The sequence below is a fragment of the Bacillus siamensis genome (assembly GCF_051628075.1).
Classification (GTDB): Bacteria; Bacillota; Bacilli; order Bacillales; family Bacillaceae; genus Bacillus; species Bacillus siamensis.
On the sequence record NZ_CP155579.1, the window covers coordinates 3,243,859 to 3,267,524 of the forward strand.

General features: G+C 46.8%; 21 protein-coding genes. 2 read left to right on the plus strand and 19 right to left on the minus strand.

Annotation, left to right across the window (positions count from 1 at the left end; genetic code table 11):
- Positions 1-13: 13 nt before the first annotated feature.
- The 17 genes from ABDB98_RS16075 to ABDB98_RS16155 all read right to left on the minus strand — a co-directional run bounded on the left by ABDB98_RS16075 (position 14) and on the right by ABDB98_RS16155 (position 19,667).
- A complete protein-coding gene (locus tag ABDB98_RS16075; protein WP_438420661.1) occupies positions 14-1,249 on the minus strand; it encodes an MFS transporter in 1,236 nt (411 codons plus the stop codon).
- Positions 1,224-2,144: a TIM barrel protein gene (locus ABDB98_RS16080; RefSeq protein WP_438420662.1), complete on the minus strand. Its 921-nt coding sequence runs from the start codon at positions 2,142-2,144 to the stop codon at positions 1,224-1,226. Before ABDB98_RS16080 ends, ABDB98_RS16075 begins: the two co-directional genes overlap by 26 nt.
- A gap of 7 nt (positions 2,145-2,151) precedes the next feature.
- Complete coding sequence (locus ABDB98_RS16085) at positions 2,152-2,829, minus strand: PIG-L deacetylase family protein (protein WP_438420663.1); 678 nt, start codon at positions 2,827-2,829, stop codon at positions 2,152-2,154.
- Positions 2,792-3,550 carry a WbqC family protein gene (locus ABDB98_RS16090; RefSeq protein WP_438420664.1) on the minus strand — a complete coding sequence of 253 codons (759 nt, stop codon included), beginning with the start codon at positions 3,548-3,550 and terminating at the stop codon, positions 2,792-2,794. The genes ABDB98_RS16085 and ABDB98_RS16090 overlap by 38 nt, the downstream gene beginning before the upstream one ends.
- Positions 3,523-4,404 carry a GNAT family N-acetyltransferase gene (locus ABDB98_RS16095; protein WP_438420665.1) on the minus strand — a complete coding sequence of 294 codons (882 nt, stop codon included), beginning with the start codon at positions 4,402-4,404 and terminating at the stop codon, positions 3,523-3,525. The genes ABDB98_RS16090 and ABDB98_RS16095 overlap by 28 nt, the downstream gene beginning before the upstream one ends.
- A gap of 11 nt (positions 4,405-4,415) precedes the next feature.
- On the minus strand, positions 4,416-5,672 hold the full coding sequence (locus ABDB98_RS16100; RefSeq protein WP_438420666.1) for an aminotransferase class V-fold PLP-dependent enzyme: 1,257 nt from the start codon (positions 5,670-5,672) through the stop codon (positions 4,416-4,418).
- Positions 5,638-6,567, minus strand: a complete 930-nt coding sequence (locus ABDB98_RS16105; RefSeq protein WP_438420667.1) for an NAD-dependent epimerase/dehydratase family protein — start codon at positions 6,565-6,567, stop codon at positions 5,638-5,640. Before ABDB98_RS16105 ends, ABDB98_RS16100 begins: the two co-directional genes overlap by 35 nt.
- A complete protein-coding gene (locus ABDB98_RS16110) occupies positions 6,564-7,694 on the minus strand; it encodes a DegT/DnrJ/EryC1/StrS family aminotransferase (protein WP_438420668.1) in 1,131 nt (376 codons plus the stop codon). The genes ABDB98_RS16105 and ABDB98_RS16110 overlap by 4 nt, the downstream gene beginning before the upstream one ends.
- A gap of 48 nt (positions 7,695-7,742) precedes the next feature.
- The gene (locus ABDB98_RS16115) at positions 7,743-9,077 is read right to left on the minus strand and encodes a nucleotide sugar dehydrogenase (RefSeq protein WP_438420669.1); all 1,335 of its coding nucleotides are present in this window, start codon (positions 9,075-9,077) and stop codon (positions 7,743-7,745) included.
- Positions 9,078-9,343: 266 nt separating this feature from the next.
- Complete coding sequence (locus tag ABDB98_RS16120; protein ID WP_438420670.1) at positions 9,344-10,624, minus strand: M28 family peptidase; 1,281 nt, start codon at positions 10,622-10,624, stop codon at positions 9,344-9,346.
- A gap of 167 nt (positions 10,625-10,791) precedes the next feature.
- Positions 10,792-12,084, minus strand: coding sequence for a phosphopyruvate hydratase (eno, locus tag ABDB98_RS16125; RefSeq protein ID WP_007409956.1), 1,293 nt, complete (start codon positions 12,082-12,084; stop codon positions 10,792-10,794).
- Between the two features lie 28 nt (positions 12,085-12,112).
- Positions 12,113-13,648: a 2,3-bisphosphoglycerate-independent phosphoglycerate mutase gene (gene gpmI / locus ABDB98_RS16130; RefSeq protein WP_060964238.1), complete on the minus strand. Its 1,536-nt coding sequence runs from the start codon at positions 13,646-13,648 to the stop codon at positions 12,113-12,115.
- Complete coding sequence (gene tpiA / locus ABDB98_RS16135; RefSeq protein WP_003151618.1) at positions 13,641-14,402, minus strand: triose-phosphate isomerase; 762 nt, start codon at positions 14,400-14,402, stop codon at positions 13,641-13,643. Before tpiA ends, gpmI begins: the two co-directional genes overlap by 8 nt.
- A gap of 24 nt (positions 14,403-14,426) precedes the next feature.
- Positions 14,427-15,611, minus strand: a complete 1,185-nt coding sequence (locus ABDB98_RS16140) for a phosphoglycerate kinase (protein WP_060964237.1) — start codon at positions 15,609-15,611, stop codon at positions 14,427-14,429.
- A 321-nt stretch (positions 15,612-15,932) separates the two neighbouring features.
- Entirely contained in the window at positions 15,933-16,940 is a 1,008-nt protein-coding gene (gene gap, locus ABDB98_RS16145) for a type I glyceraldehyde-3-phosphate dehydrogenase (protein WP_016937887.1), read from the minus strand.
- Between the two features lie 33 nt (positions 16,941-16,973).
- On the minus strand, positions 16,974-18,008 hold the full coding sequence (cggR, locus tag ABDB98_RS16150) for a gapA transcriptional regulator CggR (RefSeq protein WP_016937886.1): 1,035 nt from the start codon (positions 18,006-18,008) through the stop codon (positions 16,974-16,976).
- Positions 18,009-18,272: 264 nt separating this feature from the next.
- Positions 18,273-19,667: a sugar porter family MFS transporter gene (locus ABDB98_RS16155; protein WP_045925933.1), complete on the minus strand. Its 1,395-nt coding sequence runs from the start codon at positions 19,665-19,667 to the stop codon at positions 18,273-18,275.
- A 224-nt stretch (positions 19,668-19,891) separates the two neighbouring features.
- Between ABDB98_RS16155 and ABDB98_RS16160 the strand changes: the two genes are divergently transcribed.
- Positions 19,892-20,980 carry a GntR family transcriptional regulator gene (locus tag ABDB98_RS16160; RefSeq protein ID WP_438420671.1) on the plus strand — a complete coding sequence of 363 codons (1,089 nt, stop codon included), beginning with the start codon at positions 19,892-19,894 and terminating at the stop codon, positions 20,978-20,980.
- A gap of 35 nt (positions 20,981-21,015) precedes the next feature.
- Here the strand turns inward: ABDB98_RS16160 and ABDB98_RS16165 are convergent, their stop codons facing one another.
- Positions 21,016-22,023: an LLM class flavin-dependent oxidoreductase gene (locus ABDB98_RS16165; protein WP_438420672.1), complete on the minus strand. Its 1,008-nt coding sequence runs from the start codon at positions 22,021-22,023 to the stop codon at positions 21,016-21,018.
- Between the two features lie 273 nt (positions 22,024-22,296).
- Between ABDB98_RS16165 and ABDB98_RS16170 the strand changes: the two genes are divergently transcribed.
- Positions 22,297-22,704, plus strand: a complete 408-nt coding sequence (locus ABDB98_RS16170; protein WP_438420673.1) for a hypothetical protein — start codon at positions 22,297-22,299, stop codon at positions 22,702-22,704.
- Between the two features lie 30 nt (positions 22,705-22,734).
- Here ABDB98_RS16170 and ABDB98_RS16175 read toward each other — a convergent pair whose 3' ends face one another.
- A complete protein-coding gene (locus ABDB98_RS16175; protein ID WP_438420674.1) occupies positions 22,735-23,613 on the minus strand; it encodes a LysR family transcriptional regulator in 879 nt (292 codons plus the stop codon).
- Between the last annotated feature and the right edge of the window lie 53 nt (positions 23,614-23,666).

The window sequence follows — 23,666 nt, forward strand, 5'->3', positions numbered from 1 at the left end:
CTTCATATAGGGTTCAGACGGAGTGATCCGCTTGTTTCTCTGTATTTCTTTGACTCCCCTGTCTGACTGAAAAAATAGCAAAAACGATCGTAAGGGTCAGTCCGACCGCCGCAAAAACATAGTCCGCATTCATCAACAGCAAAAGCCCTGTGTAAACAGCCGCCGACAGCGGTTCACCCATTTTTACAATTGAAAAAATCAGTGCAAAGACTCTTCCGAAATATGCGGCCGGAACCGTCTTCTGAAAATACAGCACCGTTTGCACATCAATATACGAGATGATAATGCCAAGAACCAAGAAGATGATGCACTCAAACCCGTGAAGCGGAAGAAACAGCACCATAATGAGCAGTCCTGCTGCCGTTAACGTCCGCGGGTACAGCCTGTTGAGACGTTTTGTATTCCATTTGAAAAATACGGCCAGATTGCCCAAAAGCATCCCCGCCTGAAACATGGAATACATAACGGCAAACCATACAGAATAGTTCTGCTGAAAACGTTCGACAGCAAGAATCGGCCCCATTACTGAAATCAAACCGGCAATGACGAGGTTCACGACGAAAAAATACCCGACTGATGTCATCCACGCCGCATTTCCTTTCAGCATTCTCCAGCCGGCCTTCATATCTTCAGCCCCGTTGCTTTTTACACCGGGCTGTTCTGAAATACGGATAAATGCGATCAATACCGCGGAGATAAAAAAAGCAGTTCCGTTTATGGCAAACAGTAATCCGAAGGGAATCGCCGCAATCATGATACCGCTGATCAACTTTCCGACAATGAGGCCGATCAAATCACTCGTATTGATCAGAGATGTCGCCTGATCAAGATGCCGTTTGCGGACGAGCAGCGGAATGATCGCGACTTTCGCGGGCGCAAACAACATGGATTGCAGAGATAAACAAAAGGCGCACACTCCGGCTATCCACACGGTTAATAAATCGTTCGCGCTGAGCACAGCCAAGAGGATCATAATGACGGCCCGGCCCGTATTGCACACATACAAGATCGGCTTTTTTCGGAATCGATCAATCAGCGGTCCCGCCAGCACGCCAAATGTTAACGGAACGAGTTCGATAAAAGAAATAACGCCGACAAGAATTTTACTGCCGGTCAATTCTAACACTAACAGCGGCAGTGCAATGAGCCAGACCCCGTCCGCTGCGGAGGAAAACACCTGTGCACACCAAAGCTTTGCATAGTTCGGTGTTCGGTACGTCATTTCAGGCTCTTTTTTGATCCTGTTCATCAGAAACACCGCCGAACCATTCCAGCGTTCTCCATGATTCCTGTCTTTCGGTATAATCCTTTTCCATCACCTCAAATACAATGCCGGTATCTTGATTCCGATAAAGTTCCTGCAATGTATCGGCAGCCCGCCTGAGCAGCTCTTCTGCGATTGTCCCTTCACGCGGATGCCGGCCCTCAAAACAGCGGACTCCGCCATGAGGGAACGCAAGCTGGCGAAACGAGCTGAAGTGATAATGTTTAATGCTCTCTTTTATCGAGAGAAACTGAAAGAAATCCGGGTATCTCAGCCGGTCATTTCTGAACATAAGCGCAGAAGACAAGTGAGTCTGATAGGTAATCGCCCAATGGCACAGATCCCACGTAATGCCGACATGCTTCAGATCCAGCTGAACCAGTTCTGTAAAATCTTCAGGATAAATGAAAATCGGATCAAAATCCTCTCCCAGATTCCCGATGATCGGAAGGTTCTCCACGCCGATCCAAATGTCCGTCCCTTTCAGCTGCTCATCAAACTCCGCGAAAAATTCAATGATTTTTTTACGGTTTCCTTCCAGGTCATAGACTTGAAATTCCTCAACCGTCATAAATTGATTCGCATGAACGGTTATGCCTTTGGCACCGTATTTCACAGCGAGCTCTGCAAAGTGATAAAGCTGTTTTTTGATGTGATCTTCATGCACATAATCGGCATGATCTGTCGGGAAATGCAGCGTCAATAATGAAGGATCAAGCTGTTTTGCATATTGCAGCGTCTGATTGAATGTTTTGAGATAATCCGCTTCACTAAAGGAGCGGCCGTCAAAAATATTCGCTTCCAGACCGTATCCCGCTTCCACCCATTTTTCATCAATCTGCTTCGGATCAAGTCCGAAAAACGGAATTTGTGCAATCATAAGACAGTCACCATGTTCCTCTCACAAGCATAAACGCTTCCGCAGCCGCAAAACCCGCTTTTGCCCCCCACACATGGGCATTATGTTCGATCGCCTGCAAAGAGCGGGGATGAGGGAAGTCCCTGAGCTCGGAACCGTAACATGCCATCGATTTCAATTTCGTTTCAAGCTCATCTTCAATATTAACGAAGAAGTTGGCATGGAACTGATCCTTCTGACAGTAATTCCATTCCGTCGAAGACAATGTTTCATAGGCAAAAACCCTTTTTACCGTATGGCCGGGAAGCGGACGGGTTGCCGTCATGACCGCTCTGAATACGACGGAGTGGTCAATGTTAATATCCCCGCCGTACTGGGTATACACAATGTCTGGCTGAAAACGGCTGATTTGTTTCTCCGCTTCCTTCACGACATCCAGCAAATCCATTGAATCCATTCTGTTATCAGGAAGGTTCAGCCTGACAAAATCATGGATGCCGAGAGTGCTGAGCGCCTGTTCTGTTTCTTGATTAGAATGCTGCATAACGGACTCTTCAGGCTTCTCATAATCGGTTTTTCTTGATGATTTGCCTTCCGCCATAATGACCGCCGACACGCTGTCACCTTGGCGGACATGTTTGGCGAGTGTGCCGCCGACGCCGATAATTTCATCGTCGGGATGCGCTGCAAATACCATTACTTTCATCATATTGACCTCCTTTGACTAACACTTCGGCTGTTTCTGCCCCGCAGTTCATCAGCATATCAAGCATGGAAAGATGAGGAATATGCTCCCCGAATAATTGAGGATAGTCAAAATGCCTGATCTGCTGATACTCAATGATAATTCCGTCTCTTTCAAAATCGCTTTCTATTAAATAGTCGGAACCTTGACTGCCTGAATAATAACGGTCCGCCCCCAGCTCCTGACAAAGCGCTAAAACAAAATCGCTTTTTTTCTCTTTTCGGCATTCAAGCTCAGAAACATAACAGATCGGCGTTTCAATACGGAGCTCTTTTCGGAAAAAATCAATAATGTGCATATTCAAATCATGGAGATATTCCCACTCCCGCTGATAGACATCTTGAAAAAAAGACTGATATCTCTCAAAATACGGGGCTTTCGCATAGTTCATTTTTATTGCCATCCAATGTTTTTTCCGCCAATCCTGTGTCTGATCGATTTTCATATGCCGAAGCTCTATGTCTTTATATTGTTTCATCTGCAAAGGCACCGTCAGCCATCTGGGGCCTTGCGGCGTTTTGATTCTGTTGCGGTTGAGAAATCCTTTTTTCTCAAATTGAGCCGTGTCATGAATGGCAAACAGATCCGACTTATACATTTTTTCAAAAAAACCGTACCACGGCAGATAACTGGATTGATGGCCGCTTATTGTTTTCACTCCGGTTTCGTAAAAAGTCGGCATTGTTTTTCTTCAGCTCCCCAATATCGTTTAGGTCTCGCGATTTCTTTACTGTGTGAATAGCCAAAATCAGCCCATTGAAGTTTGCGGCAAATGGCGAATTGCAGGGCGTCACGCATCAATAAGTAAGAGGCCTGCGCTTTTTTCCCCGCAGGGCTGTTAACATTCTGCCAATAATAGAAATGGGAGCGGTCAAAGAGAAAAATACTGCTGCTGATCAGCGTTTGCTCCTGGTATGCTCCGATCCAAAACATCCGGTCTGAAAAATTGTCAAGCAGCTTTTGAAAAAAGCTTTGACTCAGCACATAAGCCGCGCCGATTGCCGCCGTATGCTCTTTATAAAGTTCATAAAATGCTCCCAATTCATCCTGCCCGATCTGACAGGTGACAACGTTCTCTTTTTCAGCATACCTGACTGCCGTCCGGGCTTTTCCGGAAATGCCCGTCCAAAGTTCGTCAAACGTGTCCGGAAGCGAAAGGATCCGCGTCGTCTTCTCCGTCCACGTATCTCCGATTTCTTCTGTAAAAGAAGTCTGACCGTATGGCAGCAGCATACGGGATATGTTTTGGCCGAAGATGGCATGAATTTCATTTTGAAGCCATTCAAATGAGATGGGACGATCTGAAATAACGCCGCCGTATCCGATCATATTGCCGGATAATACGCCATTCTGTTCAAAAAGCGGCAGATAGATCACTTGTCCTCCGTCCGTTGTCAGTCTGACAGGATGAAATGATGTGCCTGGGAGCTCTTCCATAAGAGTCCCCCAATCATAGCTTTGAAACAGTCCCGCCTGATACATGTCAGCGGCCCGATCCCATGCCTCGCGGCTCGTGCATACTGCTGTTTTTTCCATCGATATCACCACTATTCAGTCTTATTCTTTTGCTCAGCATATGATAAAACGGATTCGGCTATATATCTGATTTGCTCCTTTTGAAGAGGCATTTTAAACGGCAGAGAAAGAACCCTTTTCCAAAGCGGATCTTCCTCTCCATCCTCCGCATATGTTTCATAAATGGGAATGCGTCCGAGGGGAAAATAGTTCCAGCATGTTTGAATTCCTCTCTCGGCTAAATAAACGGAACACTCGTACCGCTCTTCATCCCGGGGAAATACAATCGTTAAATAATTCAGGTGTTCCCCTTCATGAGGCAGGATCATCTTTATGCCGTATGTCTCTTCCGCCTTCGTAAAGATTGCTTCCGCCGCTTGTAAGTTACGGAGCGAAGCTGTTACAAGCTGATCAATCCGTGAGAACTGATCGTCAATAATGGCTTCCCTTGCCGGATGCATACGCAGCACCGGTATAACAGCCGGTTTATCCGGCAGCGTTTCGAGCTTTGTGGCTTTCATGGAAGGCATGATGCCCGCTTTCCTATAAATATATGAAAGGGGATGATGCCGTTTCAGCTTCATTACAGCTTGTATTCTTTGATTTTTGATATAGGATCGATAGTCATCTGCCACCTGGCCGCGCCGCTCCATCGGGGGAGCTGCGTTCTGCCGCAGTAATTCTTCCGGCGCGATTAACGCGCCGCCTCCGATACTCGCAAGCGGTTTTGACGGACCAAAGCTTAGAACACCGAAATCGCCCAAACCGCCGGCATAGGTATCCGCTTGTTTTGTAAACATGGCTTGAGCGGCATCATCAATGACAAAAATACCGTGTTCCTTCGCCCAATCAATAATGGCGGTATTTTCTCTCCGGCCGTATACATGCGTGAGGATAATCGCACATGTCTGCCGCGTCGCTTTTTTTTTGACATCCTCAAACGATAAGGAAAGATGCTCCTCCAACTGTGCAAAAACAGGTGTCGCACCGGATTGGAGCACGGCATCAATAACATTCGGACAGCTGAAGGATGAGAAAATCACTTCTTTTCCCGGCCCGGCTCCCGAATATGTTAAGGCGAGCACCAATGCCGCACTGCCGCTGGAGGTCAGCACCACCCCTTTTCCATACCGTTTTTCCAGTTTTTCAGTCAGTCCGCTTTGTCCGGCAGTAAGCAAGTGCTTCACCGCGCGCAGACGGTTCCTGAAGGAAAGCTGTCCGGGATAAACGGGATATTTGACCACTTCCGGGTTTTTAGGAAAGTGAAAGCTTGTGCTTTTGTCTTTCATCTTTTATGATCTCCAGGCCTTCATTCAGACTTACTTTCGGATCGTAACCGAGTAAACGTTTCGCCTTCTCGATTGACGGCGCCCGTTTAAAAATTTCAATGTCTTTTCCTCTCACGCCGTCTTCACCGAGCTTTTTAAACTGATAGTTATCCTTCTCTCTGCCTGAGAGCACATTGACTTTCTCAGCCAATTCTTTGATCGTGATCGGCTGGTCGTTGCCGATATTGAAGTCTTCAAAGACGGCTCCTTCATGAACGAGCGCGAGGTAAGTCCCGGTGACGATATCACTGATATAGCTGAAGCATCGTATTTGTCCGCCGTCTCCGTAAAGAGGAAGTTCAGAGCCCTTCTCGGCCAGACTGAAAAACTTGTTGATGACAAAATCTTTGCGCTGTTTCGGCCCGTATACATTAAAGTACCGGACGACCCGGATATGAAGTTCATCGGAAGCCTGTTCTCTCAAATATTCCTCTGATCGCAGTTTGGCTTTTCCGTAAGCCGATTTCGGAAGTTTTCGGCTTGTCTCGGTATATGGAAAATCAGGTGAATCGCCGAACACTTCTGAGCTCGATGAGAAAAGCAGAGTGCCGATTCCCAATTCCCGGCATACCTCGGTGACGTTTTTCGTTCCTTCAAAATTGACCCGTATGACGTCTTCTTCATTGCTTCGGCAGCTGTCCACTCCGACCATTGCCGCCAAATGGACAACCGCATCCGCTCCCCGCAGTGATTCTCTAAGAGACGTCCGGTCAAGGATATCCGTTTGGCGGAATTCAGTGTCAAAATCCGGCTTCTTTTGGTCTGCAATAATGGTTCGGTACCCTTTAGACTGTAATAATGACGCCAGCTCGCTTCCGATAAAACCGGCTCCTCCGATAATCGCAATATTCTTCATGATCCAACCTCCTGGCTGATAGTCAAAACTTCTTTTACAGACTTTACAATATAACTGCAATCCTCTTCTGATAACTGGCTGTAAATAGGCAGTGATACGATCTCACGGAAAACACGTTCAGTTACCGGCAGCTCAGCAGGAAAATGTTTTTGATAGTAAGGATGCATATGCACGGGAATAAAGTGCACGCTCAGCCCGATCTGTTTTTCTTTCATTTTCTCAATAAACAAATCTCTGTCCATGCTGCCGTTTTCTCGTATCCGCAAAATAAATAAATGCCATGAGTGCGTTGTGCCGGTTGGAATGTCAGAAAGCGGAAGCCCCGCTTTGTCGGGTTGGCCGGACAGTTCACGCACATAAAATTGAGCGATCTGCTCCCGTTTCTCTTGAATTTCATTTGCGCGTTTCAATTGAACCAGACCGAGAGCGGCCTGAATATCCGTCATATTATATTTAAATCCCGGCAATAAAACGTCGTATCTCCAGCTGCCTTTTTCACCGTAACGGTTCCAGGCGTTTTTGGTGATCCCGTGCCAGCCGTACAGTCTCGCTCTTTCCGCGGCCTGTCCGTCTTTCATGACGAGGGCTCCGCCTTCACCGGTCGTTATATTTTTGGTGGCGTAAAAGCTGAAGCACACGGCATCGCCGTGGGTGCCGATCATGCTGCCGTTATATTTTGTTCCCAGCGCATGAGCGGCATCTTCAATCAGGTACAATCCGTGTTCTTTACAAATGGACTGCAAGTTTTCCAGATCAGCCGGGTAGCCTGCAAAGTGAACCGCAATAACCGCTTTTGTACGCGGCGTTATTTTCTTCCTGACATCCTCAGGATCTGCACATAGACTTTTCTCGCATATATCCGCAAACACAGGAACGGCTCCGGCATGCAGGATAACATTTACACTGGAACAGAATGTGAAACTCGGCACGATGACTTCATCGCCTTCTCCCACCCCGAGCGCCAATAAAGCCATATGTAAGGCAGCAGTGCCTGAATTACAGCTGATGACGTGTTCGGCTCCAATATATTCTCCCAGTTTTTTTTCAAAATCGATTACCTTCGGGCCTTTCGAAATCCAGCCCGATTGAATGGTTTCGGTGACGCTTGCGATTTCTTCGTTTGTCATATCAGGTCTGTGAAAAGAGATAAATCGATTACTAATGACCGTTCCCTCCTATAAAGTGACAACCCTGCAATTGTCAGCTGATTTTTCCCTGCATACATTTCTTGTGTCAAAGATAATCGGTGAGGCATCCCTCAAAATACTGTAGTCAATCACATCGTGGTCTGTGTGAATGATGATGACGTCGTATTGATTGATTTGTTCTTTTGTGAAAGGGACAGATTGTTTGCGGCTGCCGTCATTCAAACGGATCTCGCTGATAAACGGATCGTGATAATCAATCGTGCATCCCTTACGCATCAATTCTTCCATGATCGTAAACACCGAAGATTCCCGGGGATCATTTGTGTTTTTTTTGTAGGCGGCGCCTATTATTAACATGCTGCATTTGTCTTTGCCCGCCAGTTTCACGGCATAATCAGAGACAGAAATCGGCATGCGGGAATTGATTTCGTCCGCCAGGTCAATTAATTTGGTCTGCAGCCCTTTTTCATTCGCAATCCATTTGAAGTAAAAAGGATCAATCGGGATACAATGGCCTCCGACCCCGGGGCCCGGGATAAATTTTTGAAAACCGAACGGCTTCGTGTCCGCCGCGCAGATGACTTCCCATATATCAATGTCGAGTTCACGGCAGTTAAGCGCCATTTCATTAATAAGAGCTATATTGACATAACGATAGGTATTCTCCAGGAGTTTAGCTGTTTCAGCTACTTCAGGTGAGGTGACCGGGTGAATGCTGGTAACGATGGTGCTGTAAAATGCTGAGGCGAGTTCTGTGCAAGTCTGTGTAATCCCGCCGACTACTTTAGGAATATCTGATACTTCATATTGACTGTTGCCCGGATCGATTCTTTCCGGTGAATAAGCCGTAAAAAAGTCTTTTCCTATTTTCATGCCGCGGCTTGATGCCATTCTGTCGGCAATCTTTTTTTTCGTCGTTCCAGGATAAGTAGTGCTTTCTAAAATTAAAAGCTGATGCTGCCTTCCATAAGCAATCATGCTGTCAACTGCACTGTCGATGTAGGTTAAATCGGGGATCTTATCTTTTTTGTCCAGGGGTGTCGGCACACATATCACAATGATGTCGCATTTTTGGATGAGCGACATGTCGGCACTGACTTGAAATCGTTTTGTTTGTAAAGCAGCGTTCAGTCTATCGTCCTCTATATCTTGAATATGGCTGCTTCCTGCGGCTAACAAGGAAATCTTTTCACTGTTTTTGTCGAATCCGATAACGCTGTATCCTTTATCGACACATTCCAGCGCAAGAGGGAATCCCACATATCCCATGCCTAACACGCCTACTATCGCCTGCTTTGTTTCAATCAGATGTAACAGCCGTTTTTGATCGAGGTTGCTGGCTTCCTTTGTGACAGTATTCATTTTTCGCCCCCTAATAGATTAGAAAGAGTATTGTTTTTTACAATTTAAAACAAATATCGATCGATATCGCAATTATAACAAAAGTAAAAATTTGATAAATGAGTTTTATATCCTTTTGTGAATTGGGTATTATCTATTTATTTTTCTTTTATTTATAAAATAAAATCCTGTTAAATGGTACTTATTTGGTAACAAGTAAGAAAATCTCCCCCAATTGAATGAATATACTGAAAACAATAAAAAAAACAGGCCGAAGCCTGTTTTTTTTATTCTTTCACTGCCTCAGTTACAGCAGCGGAAACGAGCGCTCCCGCTTTTTCTAATCGTTCTTTGCTGACGTGCTTCATATCATCCTTCTCGGTGTGATACCAAGGCCCGGGCTCATTTGTATCGGGGCTGAGCCAAATCCAGTTAGCCGACGGAATCCCCGCTTCATAAAAAGAGACATGGTCTGAGTAACCGAGCTGAATCAGGCTTGGCTTGACCAGCCGGGATTTTTCAGCAGCTTTTTCAGCATAGCGGACACTCGGGTTTTCCCGGCCGTCGGGAGTGGTGATACACATTTGACTGGCTTCTTTCCAGTCCGTCGCAATCATATCGGCATTAAAGTTGGCTTGGCTGTGCTTTCTTTCATTGTTCGTGAGTGTACTGACGTAATAAGATGAACCCGCAGACCATAATTCTTCTGCACCGAACAGGATAAAGCGGATTTCTTTGTCTTTCGGGATGTGTGTAAACTGCTTGCTTATTTCCAAAACAGCTGATGTGCCTGAGGCGTTATCGTCCGCTCCGGGCGCCCCATTTACGCTGTCATAATGCGCTGTGACATAAATAATGTCAGCAGAAGAAGGATTGGCCTGTGCCGCTTTACGCGTACCTATGATGTTTTGTGAGGTGCGGTTTTTATAGTCTTTAAACTGGATGACTGCCTGCTTTTCTTGCAGCAATGCTTCACCGTCTTCTTTTTTCATACCCGCTGCCGGTATCGATGTTTCTTTCCCGCTGTGCGGGCGGACAGCGAGCGGTTTTGTTTTCTGGTTATAAATGATGACTGCCTTGGCTCCCGCTTGTTCGGCATGCTTTACTTTTTCAGAAACAGGAATCTTTCCTTCACGTATCACTGCGATCTTTCCCTTGGCTCCTGTTACGTCATTTCGCAATCCGAAGCCGCCGTCAAAAATTCCGCCTTCTATTCTGAGCTCTTTTTTAACAGCGGATTGATCAGCGGAGCGGAGCGGGAATTCATGATCTCCTGCTGTGACTGAACCTGAAAAGTACTTTTTCAATTGAAATGTCTGTACTTTGACAGCGGCGCCCTGAGCCTTCAGGCGATTCGATATGTATTCAGCCGCTTCTTTTTCTTTAGCCGTTCCTGTTTCCCGCGGTCCGATGGTTTCACTCAGATCACGCATGGTGTCCAATGCCTCATCGGCATCAAAAACCGGCTCCGTCATTGTTGAATGTGCGTGAATTTCGGACAGCGGCCCGGCAGCTGCGCCCCATATGACGCTCGCTGCCACCGCGGCTGACATGAATGAAAATTTCATCTTAATCCCTCCTCTTAGTAACACCTCTTCCCTTTCGATTCATGAACACTGATTCCTTTAAAAAGGAGGAAAATGAATATAATTGACCAAATGAAGATGATGAAAAAGGAGGGAAAAGCCCGGAAGCATAAAAAAACGCCGGGAGAATATCTCCCGGCGGCCTTTGATTACTTATTCAAGTTATAGAAAGAGTTGATACCGTGGTATTGAGCAGTTTCAGCCAACTGATCTTCGATGCGAAGAAGCTGGTTGTATTTCGCAACACGGTCCGTACGGGACGGAGCACCTGTTTTGATTTGTCCTGCGTTCGTTGCCACAGCGATGTCAGCGATTGTGCTGTCTTCAGTTTCACCAGAACGGTGAGAGATAACAGCAGTGTAGCCTGCGCGTTTCGCCATTTCGATCGCATCGAATGTTTCAGTCAATGTACCGATTTGGTTTACTTTGATCAGGATAGAGTTGCCTACGCCGTTTTTAATACCTTCAGCAAGCTTTTTCGTGTTTGTAACGAAAAGGTCGTCACCGACAAGCTGAACTTTTTTGCCAAGACGCTCTGTAAGAAGTTTGTGGCCTTCCCAGTCGTTTTCGTCAAGTCCGTCTTCGATAGAGATGATTGGGTATTTAGAAACCATTTCTTCATACCAGTCAACCATTTCAGCAGATGTTTTCACAACGCCTTCGCCAGACAGATGGTATTTGCCGTCTTCTTTGTTGTAGAACTCAGAAGATGCAGCATCCATAGCAAGTTTCACTTCTTCGCCAGGTTTGAAGCCGGCTTTTTCGATTGCTTCAACGATTGTTTGAAGCGCTTCTTCGTTAGAACCAAGGTTCGGAGCGAATCCGCCTTCGTCACCTACAGCTGTGTTCATGCCTTTAGCAGAAAGAACTGATTTCAGGCTGTGGAAGATTTGAGCGCCCATGCGAAGCGCTTCACGGAAGTTAGGCGCGCCTACAGGCATAATCATGAATTCTTGAATGTCTACGTTGTTGTCAGCATGCTCTCCGCCGTTTACGATGTTCATCATCGGTACAGGAAGCGTTTTTGAGTTGAAGCCTCCAAGGTACTGATAAAGAGGGATCTGTAAGAAATCAGCAGCTGCGCGTGCACAAGCCATAGATACGCCAAGGATTGCGTTCGCACCGAGTTTGCCTTTGTTTTCAGTTCCGTCAAGCTCGATTAAAAGCTGATCGATTGCGTTTTGTTCTGTTACATCAAAGCCGAGAAGCTCTGGAGAAATGATTTCGTTTACGTTGTTAACAGCAGTTAACACGCCTTTTCCAAGGTAACGGTCTTTGTCGCCGTCACGAAGCTCAACCGCTTCGTATTCGCCTGTAGAAGCTCCGCTTGGCACTAATGCGCGGCCGAAAGCTCCTGTTTCTGTATATACTTCAACTTCAACTGTCGGGTTGCCGCGGGAGTCAAGGACTTCGCGTGCATAAACATCAACAATGTATGGCATGAGTTTTGTCTCTCCTTTTGATTTACGCTTATTTTTGAATTAAAGATGTTCCGGTCATTTCTTTCGGTTTTTCAACACCGAGAAGGTCTAATAACGTTGGTGCAAGGTCGCCTAGGATTCCGCCTTCGCGCAGCGTCACGCCTTCTTTCGTCACAATGACAGGGACTGGGTTTGTCGTATGGGCAGTGTGCGGTTCGCCTGATTCTGTAATCAGAATGTCTGCATTACCGTGATCAGCGGTAATGATGGCATGTCCGCCTTTGGCGATGATGGCGTCAACCACTTCGCCTAAGCACTCGTCCACTGCTTCAATTGCTTTAATCGTCGGTTCGACCATTCCGGAGTGGCCGACCATGTCAGGGTTTGCAAAGTTCAGGATGATCGCGTCATGCTTGTCAGCCGCGATTTCTTTTACAAGAGCATCCTTCACTTCATACGCACTCATTTCAGGCTTCAGGTCATATGTCGCGACCTTCGGCGAGTTAATAAGGATGCGCTCTTCGCCCGGGAATTCTTCTTCGCGGCCGCCGCTCATAAAGAACGTAACGTGCGGATACTTTTCAGTTTCTGCAATGCGAAGCTGTTTTAACCCGTGCTGTGCTAATACTTCACCAACCGTATTGTCAAGGTTTACCGGTTTAAAAGCCACATATCCGTCAACAGATTCACTGAAGTGAGTCAGGCAGACGAAATACAGGTTTTTCGGATGATGTTCACCGCGGTCGAAATCGCGGAAATCTTTGTTGGTAAACGTGTTCGAAATCTGGATGGCGCGGTCAGGTCTGAAATTATAGAAAATCACAGAATCGCCGTCATGAATTTTCGCAACGGGTTCACCGTTTTCTTTTGTGATGACGGACGGAATGACGAATTCATCATGAATGCCGTTCGCATAAGAATCGTCGACGACATCCATCGCGCTGCGGTAAGACGGGCCTTCACCGTAAGCCATTGCGCGGTACGCTTTTTCTACACGATCCCAGCGTTTGTCGCGGTCCATGGAGTAGTAGCGTCCGGAAATGCTGGCGATTTCGCCGACGCCGATTTCTTCGATCTGCTCATTCAGCTGCTGAATGTAAGTTTTCGCCGTTTGCGGACCTACATCGCGGCCGTCGAGGAAACCGTGGATATACACCTTCGTCAGCCCTTCACTTTTCGCAAGCTTGAGCAGGGCGAATAAATGATTGATGTGACTGTGTACGCCCCCGTCAGAAAGAAGACCGAACAGGTGCAACGCTTTGCCGTTGTCTTTCGCGTTTTTGATGGCGTCAAGGAACGTTTGATTGCGTTCGAATTCGCCTTCGCGGATGGCAACGTTCACGCGTGTTAAGCTTTGGTACACAATACGTCCTGCGCCGATATTCAAATGTCCGACCTCAGAGTTCCCCATCTGTCCTTCAGGCAGTCCGACTGCTTCGCCTGATGCCGTCAGCGTCTGATGAGGGTATTGGTTCCAATAACGGTCGAAATTCGGTTTTTTCGCTTGTGCGACTGCGTTTCCGACTGTTTCATTGCGTAATCCGAACCCATCAAGAATGATGAGTGCAGCTGGTTTTTTACTCATATTGACCTTCCTCCAATAATTGAACGAATGACTGCGGTTCAAGGCTTGCGCCGCCGACCAAAGCACCGTCAATATCGGACTCTGCCATATATTCTTTAATATTTGCAGGTTTTACGCTGCCGCCGTATTGAATGCGGAGCTTGTCAGCAGTTTCCTGGCTGAAGCTTTCAGCAACGACTTTACGGATATGCGCGCAGACGTCGTTAGCGTCTTTCGCTGTAGAAGATTTGCCTGTTCCGATTGCCCAGATTGGCTCGTACGCAATAACGGAAGCAGCAACTTGCTCTTCAGAAAGACCCGCAAGACCTTTTTTCACTTGATCGGCAACAAGATCATTTGTTTTTCCGGCTTCGCGCTCTTCAAGCGTTTCACCTACGCAAATGATCGGCACAATGCCGTGTTTGAAAGCGGCATGCGCTTTTTTGTTAACAGTTTCATCTGTTTCAGCGAACATTTCACGGCGCTCAGAGTGGCCGATGACGCAGTAATCCACGCCAAGGTCTTTCAGAGCGACCGGGCTGATTTCGCCTGTGAACGCACCGTTTTCTTCAAAATGCATGTTTTGGGCGCCGACTTTTAAGTCAGTTCCTTTAACAGCAGAAGTCAGCTTTTCTAAGAAAAGCGCTGGTGCGCAAACAACGGCTTCCGCTTTGTCTGCTGCTGGAATGGAAGATTTCACTTCTTCAACGAAGCTGACAGCCTCGCCGAGTGTTTTGTTCATTTTCCAGTTACCGGCTATAATTGGTTTTCTCATCTGTTCCACTTCCTTATAGCAGTTTTATTTATCGTTCAGTGCAGCTACCCCTGGAAGCTCTTTGCCTTCCATGAATTCAAGGGATGCGCCGCCGCCTGTTGAGATGTGGCTCATTTTGTCAGCAAGGCCGAATTTTTCAACGGCTGCCGCAGAGTCTCCTCCGCCGATGACAGAGTATGTATCATTAGCCTCTGCCAATGCTTCTGCAACCGCTTTTGTGCCTTGAGCGAACAAGTCGATTTCGAATACGCCCATCGGTCCGTTCCACACGACAAGTTTGCTGTTTTTGATAACGTCAGCATACGTTTCGCGTGTTTTCGTACCAATGTCGATGGCTTCTAAATCACTTGGAATCTCAGAGATCGGCACGATTTGAACGTTTGCATCGTTAGAGAAATCATCAGCAACGAGAACGTCTTCCGGCATATAGAATTTAACGCCTTTTTCTTTCGCGCGGTCCATGAATGATTTTGCAAGCTCGACTTTATCTTCTTCAAGAAGAGATTTACCGACTTCATAGCCAAGCGCTTTAACGAATGTGTAAGCAAGACCTCCGCCGATGATCAGGTTGTCCACTTTATCAAGCAGACTTTCGATGACGCCGATTTTGTCTTTTACTTTCGCTCCGCCGATGATTGCCGTGAACGGGCGGTCAGGGTTAGACACCGCTTTTCCAAGTACATCAAGCTCTTTTTCCATCAGGAATCCTGCAACCGCCGGGAGATGCTCGGCAATTCCGGCTGTAGATGCGTGAGCACGGTGGGCAGCACCGAATGCGTCATTGACATATACATCCGCAAGCTCAGCAAATGCTTTAGCAAGCTCAGGATCATTTTTCTCTTCGCCAGGGTAGAAACGTACGTTTTCCAATACAAGAACGTCTCCGTCCTTCATATCAGAAATTTGTGCTTTTACAGCATCACCGTAAGCTTCATCTGCTTTTTTCACTTCTTTGCCAAGCAGTTCGCCTAAGCGTGCAGCGACAGGAGTTAAACGAAGCTCCTCAACCACTTCGCCTTTCGGGCGGCCTAAGTGGCTCGCAAGAAGGACTTTCGCGCCTTGGTCTGCAAGGTGTTTGATTGTCGGAAGCGCAGCGCGGATACGAGTATCGTCTGTTACTTCCCCGTCTTTCATTGGAACGTTAAAGTCAACGCGGCAGAATACGACTTTGCCTTTTACGTCGATGTCTTTTACTGTTTTTTTATTCATGCCTTAGGAGATCCTCCTTCAAAATGGTTTGCATAGCACGAAAAACGTGAAACGTGAAACCGCCTTATGATGCTTCCGCCGCGGGGCAGATTGCAGCTTCCGGGCACGGGGCAGATCGTCTTCTGAGCCAGGGCAGGCGGCTGAGAAAACGAAAGTGCCGCTGAAACTGCAAAACGCGGACGTTCTGCAGCAATCCGGCGCTTTCTGAAAGCCGGTTCTCATGGAAAAAGGGAAAGGGAGTCCGTCCCCTTCCCTTGTCCGCTTTCATTATAGCGTTTCTGTCCGAAAGAACCAAGTCCGGCCCTTTCCGGGAGCTATGAATTAAAGACCTTGTTTTGCGATGTAAGCTGCAAGGTCAACAACGCGGTTAGAGTAGCCGCTTTCGTTATCGTACCAAGAGATTACTTTTACCATGCTGCCTTCCATAACCATTGTAGAAAGAGCATCGATTGTAGAAGAGTTAGCATTGCCGTTGTAGTCTCCGGATACTAATGGCTCTTCGCTGTAGCCAAGGATTCCTTTAAGATCGCCTTCAGCCGCTTCTTTAAGAGCTGCGTTTACGTCTTCAACCGTTACGTCTTTGTTAAGTTCAGCAACTAAGTCAACAAGAGAAACGTTTGGAGTCGGCACACGCATAGCTCCGCCGTTCAGTTTGCCTTTTAGTTCAGGAAGAACTAGAGAAACTGCTTTAGCAGCACCAGTTGATGTTGGGATGATGTTTTCAGCTGCTGCACGCGCACGACGGTAGTCTTTGTGCGGAAGATCAAGGATTTGCTGATCATTTGTGTAAGAGTGAACAGTTGTCATCATACCGCGTTTGATGCCGAATTTGTCGTTAAGTACTTTTGCAAACGGCGCAAGGCAGTTTGTTGTGCAAGATGCGTTAGAGATAACATCGTGGTTAGCCGCATCGTATTTATCTTCGTTAACACCCATAACGATTGTGATATCTTCTTCGTTAGCAGGTGCAGAGATGATGACTTTTTTCGCGCCGGCTTCTAAATGTTTCGCAGCGTCTGCGCGTTTTGTGAAGAAACCAGTAGATTCAACTACGATTTCAACGCCTTGTTTGCCCCAGCTGAGTTTCGCAGGATCGCGCTCAGCAGAAACTTCGATTGTTTTGCCGTTAACAACAAGGTTGCTGCCGTCAACTTTAACTTCTGCGTCTAATTTTCCGTGTACGGAATCATATTGTAAAAGATGAGCAAGCATGTTAGCGTCTGTTAAATCGTTAACCGCCACTACCTCAACTTCAGGATTGTTTAATGCTGCGCGGAATACGTTACGTCCAATACGACCAAAACCGTTAATACCGACTTTTACTGCCATGATTATTTCCTCCTTTTAATAAGTGAGAGATATTTATATTGAGGGACTGTTATCCCTTAATAACTTCTTTGCGGCTCCTTCGTCCGTGACGAGAACCGTGTTTCGCTGCTTTTTAAAATATGCTTCGATTGCTTCTGCTTTTGATGATCCGCCCGCTACCGCGATAATGTCGGGAATGGCATCGAGGTCATCGAGCTGCATTCCGACTGAATGCACCTTGTGAACGACTTCTCCGTCCGCATTAAAGTAGTAGCCGAATGCCTCTGTCACCGCATGATTGTCATCTATTTTCTTCAAATCTTCCAAAGGTGTGTTTCTTCGCTCCGCCATTGTTCTAGCTTCGCCGATTCCGTGAATGAGCATACTCGCTGATTTAATCGTCTGAAGCACCTCTTTTACGGAAGGTTCTTCAATAATAGATGAATAGGCGCCTTGTGACAGCTGTCCGGGAACGAACAAAAGCCGGTAAGTGCCTGAAGCCTTTTCCGCCATATGCGCGCATATGGTGTTCGCCTGGTTTTTCACGTCTTCGCCTAAACCGCCTCTTGCAGGCACAAACAAAAGCTCGCGGTTTTTAGAATCCGGCGTCATCATATCGGCGACGGCTTCAATTGTCGTACCGCCGGTTACAGCGACGATATTTTTGCCTGAAAATCTCTTTTTCATACACGCAACGGCCGCTCTCCCTAATTCTTTTTTGACCCAAGGAGATTGGTCGCTGTCTCCGGAGACGATAATGGCGTCTTTCAGATTAAGCCGCTCTTTTAATGTCTTTTCCAAAAGCGTCAATCCTAAAACATCCTTCATCGTATCTTCCAGAATCGAAAGCAGTGAATAGCCTTCTTCCGTCATTGTCATGCCGTTTGTTTTAATATCAATGAGATTCTGTTCTTTCAAAAACTGAACCTCACTTCTGAGAACGCGCTCGGTCAATCCGAGACTGGCTGCGAGACTTCTGCGGCCGATTGGTTCGGTAAGCCTGATATACTGCAAGATTTCAAATCTTTTCTGCATGACAAGCAAAAGATCAGGCAATAATTTTTTTTGAGCTTGTATTAACTGGTTCATGACTCAAACGTTCCTTCCTATTCATACTGGACAGAAAATGTCCCGCTATGACAAAAAACGTCCCATCATAGCCAAAAAAAATTATGTCTGCTTTCTTTAATTATTTTAACAGGATGACTTTGTTAATTCAACTGTTAAAGGTCAATTCCTCGACATTCTTCGCAGGATTTACCAGTATCTCCTTGATACAGTCATTATATACAGAAACAGACTGAAGGTGACAGACGAAAGCCCGCCGGAGCGGACTTTCGTCGTAAAACGCTTTCATTTTATCCAGAGTTTTTCTATTTCCTCTAATGATTTATTTTTCGTCTCAGGGCAGATCGTCACGACAAACAAGAAACAGAGAATATTAATGACGGCGAATATCCAGAAAGTGTACGCGAGACCCAGCCCGCTGATCATCATCGGCACGAATTGGCCGATCGCCCAGTTCGCCCCCCACAGGAATATCGTCGCGATACCGGCGGCGCGTGCGCGGAGGTGGTTCGGAAAGATTTCTGAAATCATGATCCACGTAATCGGCCCGACTGAAACGCAGAAAGCGGCGACGAATCCTAATATAATGACGACTAAAGCCGGCCCGCTTGCAAGCTGAAAATAAAAGGATGCCCCGATTAAGATCATAAACAGCGCCATAAAGGCTGATCCGACCCCCATCAGCTTTTTCCGGCCAACTTTATCGACTAAAAGAACCGCAATAATGGTGAAAATCACTTCGACGACACCGACGATGCATGTCGTGACAAACCCCGCATTTTGCCCGAAGCCCATCATTTTGAAGATCTCCGGCCCGTAATACGTAATCGCGTTCATGCCGATGACCTGATTGAACAAAGCCAGCAGAATTCCGATCACAAGCGCTTTTCTCAGCCCCGGTTTAAACAGCTGAGACAATGATCCCATTTTTTCTAATTGTAAAGACGTTTCGATTTGTTTGATTTCTTCTTTCGCGGTCTGCTCGCCGTTAATGCGCGTCAGCACGGCGAGAGCTTCATTCCTGCGCCCCGCTTTTGCAAGCCAGCGCGGACTTTCCGGCACGATAAGCAGCACGATAAAAAAGATGACGGACGGAATCATGCCGTAAGCGAGCATCCACCGCCAGCCGGTGTGCACCCCCCATTCATATGAGCCGGACTGCTGGACGGCGAGGTTAATAAAATAAGTGCCGGAGATCCCTAATATCGTAAACAGCTGATATAGTGAGGAAAGACTGCCGCGTATGGCCGGCGGAGCGGCTTCGGTAATATAGGTGACAGAAAGCGAGGAGCCCATTCCGATTCCCAGACCGCCGATGATTCTGGCGATAATTAAGGAAGACACACTTTGAGAAAGCGCAGAGACAACCGCTGACACTGCAAACAAAAGGGCCGCTGCCATCAGAACCTTTCTCCGTCCGAAACGGTCACTCAAAAATCCTGAAATCCCGACGCCGAAAACACCGCCGATCATAATGCTTGAAATCACGAGCCCTTCCATAAAAGGACTTAAACGGTACAAGTCTTTCAGAAAACCGATAGCGCCGGAAATCACCGCCGTGTCATAACCGTACAAAAGCCCTCCCAGTCCGGCCGCGCATGAGATAAGAATGACAAACCACTTCGAATGCTCTCGAGTGACAGGTACATTTGAGCCAATTGGTGCCGGGTGATTCTTCATGAATTTTACCCTCCCGCGAATAATAGAATAAAAACGCTTACAAAACAGAGCACTGTTACATTTGTACGTACTTATAAAGAATTTTATCTAAAAATAAGGAAAATTAGTACGTACAAATAAAGAATAAGCAGTTTTTCAGAATCTGTCAATTGTTTTTACGACTTGATGAAAGGGCTTACTATGTTATACTGGAATTTGTCCGTATACATTTTGGAGGAATTGATATGCTACCGAAATATGCTCAAGTAAAAGAAGAAATTTGTTCATGGCTGAATCAAGGGAAAATACAGCCTGACCAAAAGCTGCCTACGGAAAATGAGTTGATGCAGCAGTTCGGCGTCAGCCGCCATACCATCAGAAAAGCGATCGGGGATTTGGTCTCGCAGGGACTGCTGTACAGCGTTCAGGGCGGAGGCACCTTTGTCGCTTCACGCACGGCGAAATCAGCCATGCATTCAAACAAAACGATCGGCGTCATTACAACGTACATATCAGACTATATTTTCCCGAGCATCATCAGGGGAATCGAATCTTATTTAAGCGAACAAGGCTATTCCATGCTGCTGACGAGCACCAATAACAATACAGAAAGTGAACGACGGGGCCTTGAAAACCTGCTGTCTAAAAATATAGACGGGCTGATTGTCGAGCCTACGAAAAGCGCGCTGCAGACGCCCAACATCGGCTATTATCTCAATCTGGAGAAAAACGGCATTCCGTTTGCCATGATTAACGCTTCTTATGCGGAGCTGGCCGCACCGAGCTTTTCCGTCAATGATGTCAAAGGCGGCATGATGGCTTGCGAATACGTCATGTCCCTCGGCCACACGCACATTATGGGAATTTTTAAAGCGGATGACACGCAGGGCGTCAAACGGATGAATGGCTATCTGCAGGCGCATCGGGAGCGCGGAGTCTTCCCGTCTCCGGACATGATCGTGACTTACACGACTGAGGGAAAAGAAACCGTGCTTCTCCAAAAGATTAAGGATACCCTTGAGCAAAACAGCGGGTCATACCCGACGGCCATTCTTTGTTATAATGATGAAATTGCGCTGAAGACGATTAATCTTCTCAGAGAATTCGGCTTAAAGGTGCCTGATGACGTGTCAGTCATGGGCTATGATGATTCCCATTTCGCCCAGATTTCCGAGGTGAAGCTCACCTCTGTCAAGCACCCGAAATCCATTATGGGGAAAGCGGCGGCAAAATACGTCATCGACTGCTTAGAACATAAAAAACCGAAGCAAGATGACGTCGTCTATGAACCGGAACTCGTCATCCGGAATTCCGTCAGGCGGATCGGCGAATGAAAAAAGCAATGTGCTGCGCACATTGCTTTTTTTGATCAGCTGTTTTTTAATTCGGCGATGATTTCAAACGACCGCATTCTGTCGGCATGCTCAAAGCTTTCTGAATTGACCATGATTTCATCCGCCTGTGTTGTCCGGATGAAGCTTTCCAGCTTTTCCTTTACCCGGTCCGGTCCGCCGACGATCGTTGAACTGAGCTGTTCATTGACCATCGCTTTTTCATACGGCGACCAGATTTGATCCATGTCTTCAACAGGGGGCTTCAGCTGGTTCGGCGTGCCGCGGACGAGGTCTAAAAATCTTTGATAATGCGATGTCGCCAGATGCTCCGCCTTTTCATCCGTGTCTGCGGCAATGACGGTGACGCCGACCATCGCGTACGGTTTATCCAGTACGTCTGACGGACGGAAGGAGCTTCGGTATAACTCAAGAGCCGGCACGGTGTTTTTCGGTGAGAAGTGAGCCGCAAAGGCGAACGGAAGCCCGAGCTCTCCGGCAAGGCGTGCGCTGAAGCCGCTTGAGCCCAGAAGCCAGATCGGCACGTCCAGCCCTTCGCCCGGAATGGCGCGGACTTGATTGCGCACATTGCCTGTCGGTTTGAAGTAATTTCTCAATTCTTCAAGCTGCTCCGGGAAATCCTCCCCGCTGTTTATGTTTCTTCTTAAGGCTCTCGCCGTTAATTGGTCGGTTCCAGGCGCACGCCCGAGTCCGAGGTCAATCCGCCCCGGATATAACGTTTCAAGGGTTCCGAATTGCTCCGCGATTATAAGTGACGAATGATTCGGCAGCATAATGCCGCCTGAACCGACGCGGATTTTTTTCGTGCCGCCGGCGATGTAGCCGATCAGCACTGACGTTGCCGAACTGGCGACGCCTTCTATATTATGATGCTCCGCCAGCCAATAGCGGTTATAGCCCCACTCCTCGGCGCGGCGCGCTAAATCCATGCTGTTGCGGAACGATTCAGCAACCGTTCCCCCCTGTACGACCGGCGATAAATTCAATACGGAAAACGCAGTATCTTTCAATGTATGTTCAGCCATCGTTTTCTCCTTTATGGTTTAGTGTAAGCAGATCTTAAACAAGGTCTCTACCACACACCTTACCACAGCTTTTCACGTGAGTTAAACAATTTGATTCGATGATCTTCGAACAATCAATCAGCGGTTATCACTGATGAACTCTGTATGAATGAATCTATTACATTCAGATATGATAAGCTTTTCATCCTATAAAAGTGAAAATCTATCGTTGAAAGAACAGATCCAATAATGTTAAGATATGTATGATATTGAATAGGAAGGAAGTCATTCTATATGCGTAAAAAACTCTTAATGGCACTCACAACAGCTTTACTGGCAGCAATCTTTTTTACAGGAAACACCGATAAGGCATACGCTGCAGACTTTTATGACGGCACTCAGCAGCATTTAAATGTAAGCGGATCTACCGATGCCTCCTACTACACGAAAAAAGCGAAAACTGTCGATTTTACTCTCAGTACAGCGTATCCGTCAAATCGAACCTTTAAAGGAAACCTATACTTACAGCGAAAGTCCGGAAAGAAATGGACGACTTGCAAAAAAACAACCTTCTCTTTCTCAGTAAGGGTGACTAAGTCATTCTCTTTAAAAGGATGCAAGACAGGTTATTATCGTGTCAAAGCCACGTTCAGCGGTTCAAAACTTGTCAATACGACAAACTCTTTTAAAATTAACCGATAAGATTCAGGACCCTAAGATGATTAGGGTCTTTTATTCATTCTTTGTGAGTTCCTGCGCGATTTGAATAAAAAGTTTTGCCGCCAATGAAGCTTCCTTTATGGAAGGAACGGCAAGCAGAACATCGCGGTACACCGCCTGATTCAATTCTCTCGTCACGACATTGTCCGGCAGCGATATTCCCGACATAGACATTTGTGACAATATCGCGATTCCCAGCCCTTCTTTAATCATGCTGATGGACGTATTGACGTTGTAAACAGTGAATGCGGCAGTCAGCACAGATCCTGCCTCCCTAAACATATCAATAAGCGGTGATTCGTATCCTCCGTCACAGATAATCATCGGCTGGCAGTCAAGGTCTTTCAGAGAGATTGCCTCACAGCTGCAAAGCGGATGATCATTTCTAAGCACGACGGCCATTTTATCTTTTTTCAGCGGCAGATATTCCATGTCTTCCGTAGGAAAAAGAGTAATACCTACGTCTATTACCCGGGAGCGGAGCCATTCCTTTACTTCGTTGACCGTTCCTTCATGAAGCACCAATTCAAGCTTCGGATACCGCTTTTTAAACATGCTGATCAGCTTTGGAATGAAATAAGCGGAAGCGGCCGGAAATGTCCCGACGTGAATCGTTCCCTGTTCAAGCCCTCTTTCCGCGGCCGCCAGCTGCTCGGCTTTTTCTATGCCTTTGAGCACCTCTCTGATATGGACGAGAATTTTTGCGCCCGTGTCCGTGAGCCTTAAGCCGTTGCGGCGCTCGCGGATGATCAGCTTAATGCCGAGCTCTGACTCAAGCGCCGAGATGGCATGGCTGACGGCGGGCTGCGTCATATTCAACGCCTGCCCCGCTTTCGTAAAACTTCCCGTTTCAGCGATTTGAACAAAAACCCGCAGTTGTGTAATCGTCATAACGTTTTACTTATGCTCCTTATAAAAAAGATTCATTTTATTTATCTTGCTGA

Excerpts from the sequence above, each read along its gene's own strand:
- ABDB98_RS16075 (WP_438420661.1), bottom strand. The coding sequence starts at position 1,249 with ATGAACAGGATCAAAAAAGAGCCTGAAATGACGTACCGAACACCGAAC.
- ABDB98_RS16080 (WP_438420662.1), bottom strand. The coding sequence starts at position 2,144 with ATGATTGCACAAATTCCGTTTTTCGGACTTGATCCGAAGCAGATTGAT.
- ABDB98_RS16085 (WP_438420663.1), bottom strand. The coding sequence starts at position 2,829 with ATGAAAGTAATGGTATTTGCAGCGCATCCCGACGATGAAATTATCGGC.
- ABDB98_RS16090 (WP_438420664.1), bottom strand. The coding sequence starts at position 3,550 with ATGCCGACTTTTTACGAAACCGGAGTGAAAACAATAAGCGGCCATCAA.
- ABDB98_RS16095 (WP_438420665.1), bottom strand. The coding sequence starts at position 4,404 with ATGGAAAAAACAGCAGTATGCACGAGCCGCGAGGCATGGGATCGGGCC.
- ABDB98_RS16100 (WP_438420666.1), bottom strand. The coding sequence starts at position 5,672 with ATGAAAGACAAAAGCACAAGCTTTCACTTTCCTAAAAACCCGGAAGTG.
- ABDB98_RS16105 (WP_438420667.1), bottom strand. The coding sequence starts at position 6,567 with ATGAAGAATATTGCGATTATCGGAGGAGCCGGTTTTATCGGAAGCGAG.
- ABDB98_RS16110 (WP_438420668.1), bottom strand. The coding sequence starts at position 7,694 with ATGACAAACGAAGAAATCGCAAGCGTCACCGAAACCATTCAATCGGGC.
- ABDB98_RS16115 (WP_438420669.1), bottom strand. The coding sequence starts at position 9,077 with ATGAATACTGTCACAAAGGAAGCCAGCAACCTCGATCAAAAACGGCTG.
- ABDB98_RS16120 (WP_438420670.1), bottom strand. The coding sequence starts at position 10,624 with ATGAAATTTTCATTCATGTCAGCCGCGGTGGCAGCGAGCGTCATATGG.
- eno (WP_007409956.1), bottom strand. The coding sequence starts at position 12,084 with ATGCCATACATTGTTGATGTTTATGCACGCGAAGTCCTTGACTCCCGC.
- gpmI (WP_060964238.1), bottom strand. The coding sequence starts at position 13,648 with ATGAGTAAAAAACCAGCTGCACTCATCATTCTTGATGGGTTCGGATTA.
- tpiA (WP_003151618.1), bottom strand. The coding sequence starts at position 14,402 with ATGAGAAAACCAATTATAGCCGGTAACTGGAAAATGAACAAAACACTC.
- ABDB98_RS16140 (WP_060964237.1), bottom strand. The coding sequence starts at position 15,611 with ATGAATAAAAAAACAGTAAAAGACATCGACGTAAAAGGCAAAGTCGTA.
- gap (WP_016937887.1), bottom strand. The coding sequence starts at position 16,940 with ATGGCAGTAAAAGTCGGTATTAACGGTTTTGGTCGTATTGGACGTAAC.
- cggR (WP_016937886.1), bottom strand. The coding sequence starts at position 18,008 with ATGAACCAGTTAATACAAGCTCAAAAAAAATTATTGCCTGATCTTTTG.
- ABDB98_RS16155 (WP_045925933.1), bottom strand. The coding sequence starts at position 19,667 with ATGAAGAATCACCCGGCACCAATTGGCTCAAATGTACCTGTCACTCGA.
- ABDB98_RS16160 (WP_438420671.1), top strand. The coding sequence starts at position 19,892 with ATGCTACCGAAATATGCTCAAGTAAAAGAAGAAATTTGTTCATGGCTG.
- ABDB98_RS16165 (WP_438420672.1), bottom strand. The coding sequence starts at position 22,023 with ATGGCTGAACATACATTGAAAGATACTGCGTTTTCCGTATTGAATTTA.
- ABDB98_RS16170 (WP_438420673.1), top strand. The coding sequence starts at position 22,297 with ATGCGTAAAAAACTCTTAATGGCACTCACAACAGCTTTACTGGCAGCA.
- ABDB98_RS16175 (WP_438420674.1), bottom strand. The coding sequence starts at position 23,613 with ATGACGATTACACAACTGCGGGTTTTTGTTCAAATCGCTGAAACGGGA.